The organism is Robertmurraya sp., assembly GCF_036676585.1.
Taxonomy (GTDB): Bacteria; Bacillota; Bacilli; order Bacillales; family Cytobacillaceae; genus Robertmurraya_A.
In genome coordinates, this window is the sequence record NZ_JAKFCQ010000091.1 from 1 (window position 1) to 7,844 (window position 7,844).

The window sequence follows — 7,844 nt, forward strand, 5'->3', positions numbered from 1 at the left end:
AAAAGTCTGGTGGCGATAGCGAAAAGGTCACACCCGTTCCCATACCGAACACGGAAGTTAAGCTTTTCAGCGCCAATGGTAGTTGAGGGTTTCCCTCTGTGAGAGTAGGACGTCGCCAGGCACGCATAAAGAGAGTAGTCACATGACTACTCTCTTTATTTGTGAGAGCTTTTTCTTTTTTATAACTGTCCTTATGTTTTTTCTATATTACATATAAAAATGCTATACTTACAGAAAAAACAAGGGGACGGGACAAACTATGGAGAGAATACGTATTAAAGGACCATACAACTTTGATCAAGTACTATACAGACTTGCATTAGATCCATTAAATCAAATAGATCTACAGGAACGCACGGTTAAAGTTCCCCTCATCGTCAACGGAGACAAGCAAGTTGTAAAAGTAACAGCAACTGGTACAACTGAGGAGCCTTCATTTGAATTGAGTGGTAAGATTAGTGAGGCTGTTATCGCTCGTTTACGGGAAATCTTCCAATGGGATCAACCTTTAGATGATATTCACACCCATTTTCGTAACACAGATTTAGCCCCGATTTTTAAAGAGCATGTGGGAACTCCTCTGGTTTTAGACTTTGATCCTTACAACTGTTTATTAAAATGCATAGTTCATCAGCAACTCAACCTGAAGTTTGCTCACACATTAACTCAGCGATTTGTCACAATCTTTGGCACAGAAAAAGACGGAGCTTACTTTTACCCAGATCCAGAAAAATTGGCAAGTGTAAAAATTGAGGAGCTACGTGAGCTTCAATTCAGTGGCCGTAAAGCGGAATATGCGATTGGTGTGGCACAAGCGATTGTAGAGGGGAAATTAGAGCTTCATAAGTTGCATGAAAAGTCAGATGATGAGATTATGGAAGAGCTCGTCAAATTAAAGGGCATCGGTCCATGGACCGTACAAAACTTCCTCATGTTTGGACTCGGTCGACCAAATCTCTTCCCAATTGCTGATATCGGTTTACAAAATGCACTCAAAAAACTATACAATATGGACAGAAAGCCGACGAAGGAAGAAATGGAAGGCTACAAGCCAAGCTGGGAGCCATACGCAAGCTACGCTTCTCTTTACTTGTGGAGAAGTATCGAATAATAGATGGAGTGAAGAACACAATGAAACAGGAGCAATCTGTAAGAATAACTGAAAAACAAACCTTTCCACTGACAATTAAGAGACTCGGTATCAATGGGGAAGGAGTAGGCTACTTTAAAAAGCAAGTCGTTTTCGTACCAGGTGCTCTCCCAGGTGAAGAAGTAGTTGTAGAAGCAACAAAAGTTCAACCGAAGTTTGCTGAAGCGCGCATCAAAAAAATACGAAAAAAATCAGAACATCGTGTTGCACCACCATGTCCTGTGTACGAGGAGTGTGGAGGCTGTCAGCTCCAGCATCTCGACTATCGTCAACAGCTTGTGGAAAAAAGGGATATCGTGAAGCAATCACTTGAGCGTCATACAAAGCTAAATGTTGAAAAGTTAGATATCCGTGACACACTTGGCATGGAGAACCCATGGAACTACCGAAACAAAAGCCAGTTCCAGGTGGGGCAGCGTGACGGTAAATTACTAGCCGGATTATATGGCATCAACTCACACAAGCTTGTTGATATTCAACACTGTGCGGTACAGCATTCCGCTACAAACAAGGCAACATCAACCGTGAAAGAGATTTTACAAGATCTTAAAGTGTCTGTATATAATGAGAAAACTCGCAAAGGTGTCGTACGTACCATTGTTGCTCGAATTGGTGTGAAAACAGAGGAACTACAAATCGTTTTAATCACAAGCCAACGCGAGCTTCCTCACAAGGACGAAATCGTTGCTCGAATCAAGCAAGCCTTGCCAGAAGTAACATCCATTGTGCAAAACGTAAACGGTCAAAAAACATCTCTTATCTTTGGTGATGAAACTAGACTATTAGAGGGAAGAGAGTTCATTCAAGAAACTCTAGGAGAACTCGAATTTGAGCTATCAGCAAGAACGTTCTTCCAGCTAAATCCTGAACAAACCGTGAACCTTTACAATGAGGTAAAAGAAGCAGCAGGACTAACAGGTGTGGAAAAAGTTGTGGATGCCTACTGTGGAGTGGGAACAATCGGTCTATGGTTAGCAGACGGAGCAAAGGAAATCCGTGGAATGGATGTTATCGCGGATTCGATTGAAGATGCAGAAAAAAATGCCGAGAGACATGGAATCAGTCACGCTACTTATGTTGTCGGTAAAGCCGAACAAGTCCTACCGAAATGGGCAAAAGAAGGATGGAAACCGGATGTACTTGTAGTGGATCCACCAAGAACAGGCTTGGATCAACAGTTATTAAACACGATTTTAAAGGTAAAGCCAAAGAAAATTGTGTATGTTTCATGTAATCCATCCACACTGGCAAAGGATATCTCCGTGTTGGTTTCAAAATATAAGGTTGGTTATATTCAACCTGTGGATATGTTCCCACAAACAAGTCACATTGAAAGTGTTACTAGTTTAATCTTAAAGGGATAAATGGCAGTTTTTTTGGATAAGTCAGACAATATCCACAATTTTATTCACATAGAGTATAAAATCTGGATAAAAAACATGAAAAAATTGAAAAAATCAAGTTATCCACAGTCTAATAAGTCTGAACTTAAAGAATGGCTCCTTATTTTCAGGGGTCATTTAATTTTTTTTATGACAAGTGCTATAGTAGGAAAGGTAAACAATCTTCAGGGGGATAAATCAATGAATAATAACGATATATTAATCAGATTAAGATACGCTTTAGATATTAAAAATGTAGACATGGTAGAAATCTTTAAACTTGGTGGAGTTGAGGTAACCAAAGATGAGGTATTAAAGATCCTCACGAAAATAAATGAAGAAGAAGAGGATAATGAGGATGTGATCATCTGTGATGATCAGATGTTCGATGCCTTTTTAAACGGCTTTATTATTTTTAAAAGAGGAAAGCAAGATCCAAAACCAGGTCAACCTGAAAGACAGGCTCCATCTCTAAAGGAAAGCTCGAATAATCTCCTACTAAAAAAGCTGAAAATCGCTTTGTCATTAACAAGTGAAGATATGCTTCAAATCTTAGAAGATGCAGGAGTTCGTATTACCAAAGGAGAACTAAGTGCCTTATTAAGAAAAGTGGGTCATAAAAACTATAAGTTCTGTGGAGATCGATATGCTCGGAATTTCTTGAAAGGGTTAGCTATTAGATATAGAGGATAGGGATCTATGTTTACGCAAACCACACACATGGAGTGTATCTCGCAACTCAATTTAAAATAAGGCAACTGCTCTTCATTAGGGGCGTTGCCTTTTTACGTGTTTTGTAACGTATTAACAAGCTGTATTTAAGTTGGTCAGTGCAGTCTTGATCACAAGTAATCTTTTCAATCATTGAAAGAAGAATTGTTGGAATTAAGTCATTTAGAGATGACAAGCATTATCATCTGCTTTGTCGTTGCCTAGATTCTTAATCTTATAATTATTATATTAAGTACTAAAAAAATCTTTTAGTTTGAGCCACTCCTGTATTAAAAAAATTCGTTTAACAAAATCAAAGTCAAATCAAATGAAACAAGAACAGATGCTGGTAGCAATAACAGATACAAACATTTAAATTCCAGTTATCAAGATGAAACGAAGTTTATTCCTTTTTAATTTCTTGCTATGCTAAAAACATTATTCTACTACCTTTCTAACCTAGAAGGATTTTGAGAAATTTGGAATGATAATTAGTACCTACCTTAAATTTGGAACTATAGTTAAAAGGAGTATGATAAAAATTAACTTCTATGTATTCTATTAAAAGAGGGACTTTGCTTTTAATTATAATACTGATAAAAAAGAGGAGTATTAAAAATGGGTTTTTTTAACCAAGCTGTATTAGATTCATTAATCGATCAGATTGCAGTATTAGATAAAAATGGGATAATTATAGCTATCAATAAAGCATGGGGAAATTTCTGTAAGGAAAATAACGGAGATATATCAAGGTGTGGGATTGGAAATAACTATCTAGCTGTATGCCAAGAAGAGGTAAGTTCTGGGATTTCACAAGTTTTGCATGGCAGTGTTGATCATTTTACTTTTGAATATCCCTGTCATTCAGAAATGGAAATACGATGGTTCCTATTACGAGTGACTCCCATTGCAATAAATCAAAATATAAATAAAGGCGCAGTGGTTTCTCATGTTAATATAACGAATCGTAAATTGATAGAATTACAGGTGAAAAGCAATGAAGAACGCTATCGACTCATAGCTGAAAATTCTACAGACTTTATTTCGCTGCATACCATTGACGGGAAGTACACGTACGTTTCTCCCATTAGTTATACAATGTTAGGGTATAATGCCAAAGAACTCTTAAATCAATCTGCATATGATTTTTTTCATCATGATGATATTGATAAAATTAAATTATCGCACCAAAAAAATTTAAATTGTGAAGGTATACAAACAATAAATTATCGCTTCCGTTGTAAAGGTGGAAAATATATTTGGCTTGAAACAAAGAGTCAAAGAGTATTATCGACAGATGGAAAAAGTGAAGAGATTATTTGTATATCACGAGATATTACGAATCACAAAAAGAAAATAAAAAAATTAGAAAAAACTATTTATATAGATGAGTTAACAGGCATATACAACCGTCGATTTTTCAATCTAAAATTAAGTGAAGAATGTAAATCGAATGGGCAAACTAGGAAACCTCTCTCTTTATTAGCTATCGATATTGATTATTTTAAAAAATATAATGATACATATGGCCATCAAAAAGGTGATGAAGGCCTCACTTTAGTAGCTCAAGCATTAAAAAGTAGTATTAGAGAAACAGACTTTGTATGTAGGATAGGTGGAGAAGAGTTTTGTGTTATATTACCAAACACAAGAGAGGAAATTGCGATATCGATAGCAGAACAACTTTGCAAAAAAGTTGCAGGATTAAAAATAATACACCGTAAATCTAATATTAACAACTATGTAACTATTAGTATCGGTGTTTCTACAGTTTTGGCAGAAGGTTTCACACAAATAGATCAAAATGAAATATTTTCATTAGCTGATCAAGCATTATATAAAGCAAAAGAATGTGGAAGAAATCAAGTATACAATCTTTCATAACTATATGTCTTTATTCTTGATATGTTTGATTAATTTGTGGAGGGAAATTATGAAGTGTGATAATTGTTTAGTGGAAGATTTAAGTATTGAGATTATGTATAAAGGTAAGAGTAGTCATAAGAATATATCAGTTGTAAGTGAACATTTGAAGAGAGGGATATTGAGTTTAAAATAAAAGATAATATACTTGTGGGAAACGAAACAGGTGCAAAGGAATTTTTGGACTTTTGTTTGGACCATATGAAAACAGAAAATGTATTCTTTTGATTTAATAAACAGATCTGGAACCCAATCAAGGAATTAGAAAAAATTCTTGAAATGGGCATGGATCGATCAAGTAATTAAAAATGGACTATTAACATGCTATTATCAACTCATTGTCGATAGAGAAGAAAAAATTTATGCCTATGAAATTCTCTCGAGGTTTAAAAAGGAAGATGGAACTTTAATTTACCCCAATATTATTTTTGAAGCGGCTAAGACCCGAGGAAGATTATATGAGTTGGACCGTTTATGTAGGTTGACTGCTATTCGTTATGCAACACATTTAAATGGCAAGAAAGCATTTATTAATTTCATACCAATGTCAATTTATTCTCCCGAATTCTGCTTACAATCTACAACTAGATTATCATCTCAATTAGGAGTAGATCCTTCACAACTTGTGTTTAAAGTTGTAGAGACAGAAAAAGTAGATGATCTTGAACATTTAAAAAGTATATTGACTTATTACGGAGATGGAGGTTTCCGATATGCTTTAGATGATGTTGGGGAAGGTTATAGTACAATTGAAATGTTAGAAGCTATTAAGCCTCATTATATGAAATTAGATATGAAGTTTGTTCAAGGAATATCTGAAAATAAAAACAAACAACATATTGCAAAACAATTTTTGCAAAAGTCAAAAGAAATCGGTTCAATTCCACTTGCAGAAGGGGTGGAATTCAGTGAAGATTTTGAACGGCTAAAACAAGTGGGTATTAAACTTTTTCAAGACTATTTATTTGGTAAGCCATCTCCAAGACCTAAATATTAACAGATAATACGTCAATTTAATATATTTAAGGAGGTGTATATGACTTGGAACAATCACTTACATTTAAAAAAAATAAAAGATTTAGTCAAGCAGTTATTGATTCACAAATATATCAAATAGCAATTATTAATCAACTGGGAGATATTATCTCTACCAACTTCAGTTGGAAACACTTTTGTAAAGAAAATAACGGAAATATAGAAAAGTGTGATATAGGAAATAATTACTTTACTATGTCTCCATCAGAAATAGCTAAAGGAATTAAGGATGTTTTAAGTGGAAAATTAAACATATTTTCATATGAGTATCCTTGCCATAGCCCGCTTGAAATAAGGTGGTTTAATATGGATGTTACACCTTTAATTGTTAATGAAGAAAGTAGGAAAATAGATGGTGCTGTCATTACCCATAAAAATATAACTGAAAGAAAACTACTTGAATTAAGTCTGCAAAAAGATTTAAAATTGGCGAAATCGATACAAGAAAGTATTTTAGTTCCAGCATTACAAGAAGAAGAAATTAAAATTGAAGGGTTATATTTACCCTCTGAATATCTTTCTGGAGATATGTATGCATGGTTCAAAATAGATAAGCATCTTTATGGAGTTATCTTATTAGATATTATGGGACATGGTGTATCGTCAAGTCTTATTAGTATGTCCATGCGGTCTTTGCTTCCTGGGATTATTACTCGAGTAACAGACCCAGTGAAGGTATATAATGAATTAAATAAGCATTTTTATTCTCTATTTAGAACTTTAAATAGCCAAAGGTTATATTTCTGTACAGGTATATATTTATTAATTGACACAAAAAAACAAAAGATTAATTACTTAAACGCTGGCCACCCCAGTGGTGTGGTCTTAAGTAGAAATAAAGATCAATTTCTTGATAATAGAGTTCCTCCTATTGGCTTGATGGAATCCCCTAAAGTATCCAGTGGTGAGGTGAAATATTCCAAGAACGACCGAGTTATATTGTATACTGATGGTATATTTGACTCTATGGATATGAATCTCAAGAACTTTGAGAACTTCCTATTAAACACTGGTAAAACGAAATATCAACATTATTCACTTAGTGAGATTTCTACTATTATAAAAAATAATATAAATCAAAAAGATGATATTTCAATATTATCAATTCAACTTTAATAATTACTAGAATGGTATAGTGTTATTTTTATGTCTCAAAAAATATTATCTAAAGCGGTAGATGAGTATGATAAATTTCTAAAATCACTATAGGTACCAAAAGTGACTAAACGGACTAAGCCCTATGGAATATAGAGTAAAAGTCGCTTAAGTCATTTTTTATATTTCTGCTGTCTACTGGTCAGTTCGGAATTCAAATCGAAATATTTTCCTATTATTAACACTCCTCTTGTGTTGTGCTATTTCAACAGAGGTCTTTCATAACTTAAGATTAAATCCTCTTTGACTAGCTGCTGCATTAGCATAATTTATAAGGGAACTACTTCTATAATAGTCATAGGAATACTGAATTATTTAGATGAACACCACTACACCGCGCTATCTGCCATCACCATCCAAGCCATGTTGAAGGTGTTGCTAACCTAATATTGAAATAGATAGAAAAGGGTACCCCAGTAAAATTTTTCTGAGGTACCCCTTAATCTTTATTTAAAACACTTTCGTAGTCCAATCCTCACAATTCCAAA

At 34.4% G+C, this 7,844-nt stretch carries 6 protein-coding genes and 1 rRNA gene; all 7 read left to right on the plus strand.

Going from position 1 to position 7,844, the window contains the following annotated elements; all coding sequences use genetic code 11:
- Positions 1-5: 5 nt before the first annotated feature.
- The 7 genes from rrf to ACGLXV_RS12835 all read left to right on the plus strand — a co-directional run bounded on the left by rrf (position 6) and on the right by ACGLXV_RS12835 (position 7,317).
- Positions 6-121, plus strand: a 5S ribosomal RNA gene (gene rrf / locus ACGLXV_RS12805).
- Between the two features lie 138 nt (positions 122-259).
- Positions 260-1,111 carry a DNA-3-methyladenine glycosylase family protein gene (locus tag ACGLXV_RS12810; protein ID WP_391558921.1) on the plus strand — a complete coding sequence of 284 codons (852 nt, stop codon included), beginning with the start codon at positions 260-262 and terminating at the stop codon, positions 1,109-1,111.
- 20 nt (positions 1,112-1,131) lie between these two features.
- Positions 1,132-2,514, plus strand: coding sequence for a 23S rRNA (uracil(1939)-C(5))-methyltransferase RlmD (rlmD, locus tag ACGLXV_RS12815; RefSeq protein WP_391558922.1), 1,383 nt, complete (start codon positions 1,132-1,134; stop codon positions 2,512-2,514).
- Between the two features lie 219 nt (positions 2,515-2,733).
- Positions 2,734-3,225 carry a YehS family protein gene (locus tag ACGLXV_RS12820; protein WP_391558923.1) on the plus strand — a complete coding sequence of 164 codons (492 nt, stop codon included), beginning with the start codon at positions 2,734-2,736 and terminating at the stop codon, positions 3,223-3,225.
- Positions 3,226-3,861: 636 nt separating this feature from the next.
- A complete protein-coding gene (locus ACGLXV_RS12825; RefSeq protein ID WP_391558924.1) occupies positions 3,862-5,127 on the plus strand; it encodes a sensor domain-containing diguanylate cyclase in 1,266 nt (421 codons plus the stop codon).
- 313 nt (positions 5,128-5,440) lie between these two features.
- Positions 5,441-6,163, plus strand: a complete 723-nt coding sequence (locus ACGLXV_RS12830; protein ID WP_391558925.1) for an EAL domain-containing protein — start codon at positions 5,441-5,443, stop codon at positions 6,161-6,163.
- 44 nt (positions 6,164-6,207) lie between these two features.
- Positions 6,208-7,317 carry a SpoIIE family protein phosphatase gene (locus tag ACGLXV_RS12835; protein WP_391558926.1) on the plus strand — a complete coding sequence of 370 codons (1,110 nt, stop codon included), beginning with the start codon at positions 6,208-6,210 and terminating at the stop codon, positions 7,315-7,317.
- Positions 7,318-7,844: the final 527 nt, after the last annotated feature.

Bases quoted from the DNA above. Each gene is read 5' to 3' on its own strand.
- ACGLXV_RS12810 (WP_391558921.1), top strand. From the start codon at position 260: ATGGAGAGAATACGTATTAAAGGACCATACAACTTTGATCAAGTACTA.
- rlmD (WP_391558922.1), top strand. From the start codon at position 1,132: ATGAAACAGGAGCAATCTGTAAGAATAACTGAAAAACAAACCTTTCCA.
- ACGLXV_RS12820 (WP_391558923.1), top strand. From the start codon at position 2,734: ATGAATAATAACGATATATTAATCAGATTAAGATACGCTTTAGATATT.
- ACGLXV_RS12825 (WP_391558924.1), top strand. From the start codon at position 3,862: ATGGGTTTTTTTAACCAAGCTGTATTAGATTCATTAATCGATCAGATT.